General features: G+C 61.4%; 2 protein-coding genes and 1 pseudogene. All 3 read right to left on the bottom strand.

What is annotated here, in order from left to right; translation table 11 throughout:
* Window positions 1-186, bottom strand: a pseudogene (locus tag RM2_RS23070) (signal peptidase I); the annotation flags it as partial.
* 5 nt (window positions 187-191) lie between these two features.
* The gene (locus tag RM2_RS23065) at window positions 192-800 is read right to left on the bottom strand and encodes a SipW-dependent-type signal peptide-containing protein (RefSeq protein ID WP_072691767.1); all 609 of its coding nucleotides are present in this window, start codon (window positions 798-800) and stop codon (window positions 192-194) included.
* Between the two features lie 213 nt (window positions 801-1,013).
* The coding region (locus RM2_RS23060; protein ID WP_307718098.1) for a signal peptidase I at window positions 1,014-1,595 on the bottom strand (582 nt) is incomplete at its 5' end.

Below are 1,595 nucleotides of genomic sequence, written 5' to 3'. Positions count from 1 at the left end.
CAACGAACCCGTGGTGATATCCGGAGACATCGACCCCGACCGGAACACCAACGGCTTGATACCAAAGAAGAACGACGCCGACGCAGCCAACACACAGACCAAGCCCGCGATCGCCCCCACATTCAGGGCGATGTCACGAATGGGCAGTTTGCGATCCGACCCAGCCGGATTTGCTTGTGTAGTCATGATCCTCAGGCCGTCGTCGCGTTGAAGTTGAGCGCGGCTTCCACCGACTTGTTCTGCACACTGTTCGGCGCGTCCGGATCCACCCTCATCTGGATGCACAGGTTGTCACTGGCTCCCACCGCCAACGTCCTCGGCTCGGAGACCACATCCACCGACTCGCCCCCCACTAGCCAGATATTCGTCGCAACAGTATCGCCACTGCACAACTCACCATCCGAGGTACCCGTCGTAACCTTGATCTTCATCCAGGGCGCCAACTCCGACGATGACGCCGCCGCCGACATCGTGTAGTTGAACGGCGTTGTTCCCGTGTTCTGCACCGGCAACTCCGCGGCCACCCGGTCGCCCGGCAACATGTTTTCCTTCGTCAGCGTCGCAAACGCGTACGCGTCCGGATTGCCCTGCTCATCGCTGAGCTGCAGATCGATCGAGCCGGTGGAGAACACACCCGACGTGGCCGTCGCAGTATCACTCCAGGCCGCCAGCGTCCCGATCGCACCGAGACCCAACACGATCCCCAGCGACGCAACCGCCCGCGGCTTGCTACCCGACATCAACGACCGCGCGCGGGCACCGAACCCCGACGCTGAACTCGAAACTTCTTGACGAGACATTGTTGCTATGCCTTTCCTGATCCATTTAGCAGGGCTGCCGGCAACCCGGATATACACGAAAATGGGCGTGCCCGTGGCGATGTCATGAATTTCTATCACGATGAGCGGACGAACATTGGACATTCGCTCGCTCATCGACCAATAAACTGGTCGCCTGTCCACTTTTTCTTTTGAACTGATACCAAGTCGACGGAAGACGCGGCGGCCTACACCTCAGGTGCCGGCATCGGCGGACTCTCGACCCTTCGGTCGCGTACGGTCCCGCCCAGCGCCGACGAACATGAAGCCCGCGTAGCCCAAGAGCCCGACAAAGACGACGGTGACCATCAGCGTTCGTTGCTGACCGGTGATCAGACTGTTCACGTATCCCATGTACGGGACGCTGTACCACACCTTTCCTCTGACCTGCTCCGGAACAACGGGATTGGCGTCGGGCGAGGGGTTGGCGTCGCCCTGGGTGACGTACGTGGTCTCGCCCTGCGAGTTCTTCCGCACCATGATGATGCGGTGGGTGACTACCTCGGGGTTGCCCGATTCCATTTGGAACGTGATCGCATCACCGGCCGTCAGCGCGGGCGAGTCCTCCGGCTTGACCACGATCAAGGTCCCTGGCGGGTAGGTGGGCACCATCGAACCGGTGAGCACGGTATAGGGCGTCGCCCCCGCGATCCGGGGAATCACAATCGTCAGCGCGAGGATGGCCACCAATACCAGGAGCAACAACCAGGAGACGATGCTCTTGACCCACCCCCACGCGCTGGTGTCCTCGCCGCTGGCGTCCTGCCCGACGGTGTC

It is taken from the genome of Rhodococcus marinonascens NBRC 14363 (assembly GCF_001894885.1).
In the GTDB taxonomy this organism is placed as follows: domain Bacteria; phylum Actinomycetota; class Actinomycetes; order Mycobacteriales; family Mycobacteriaceae; genus Rhodococcus_F; species Rhodococcus_F marinonascens.
The sequence above is the reverse complement of the archived record's forward strand: the minus strand, read 5'-3'. Positions and strand labels throughout refer to the sequence as shown.

What these genes read in the sequence shown, in the direction of transcription:
- RM2_RS23065 (WP_072691767.1), bottom strand. Translation starts at nt 800, where the DNA reads ATGTCTCGTCAAGAAGTTTCGAGTTCAGCGTCGGGGTTCGGTGCCCGC.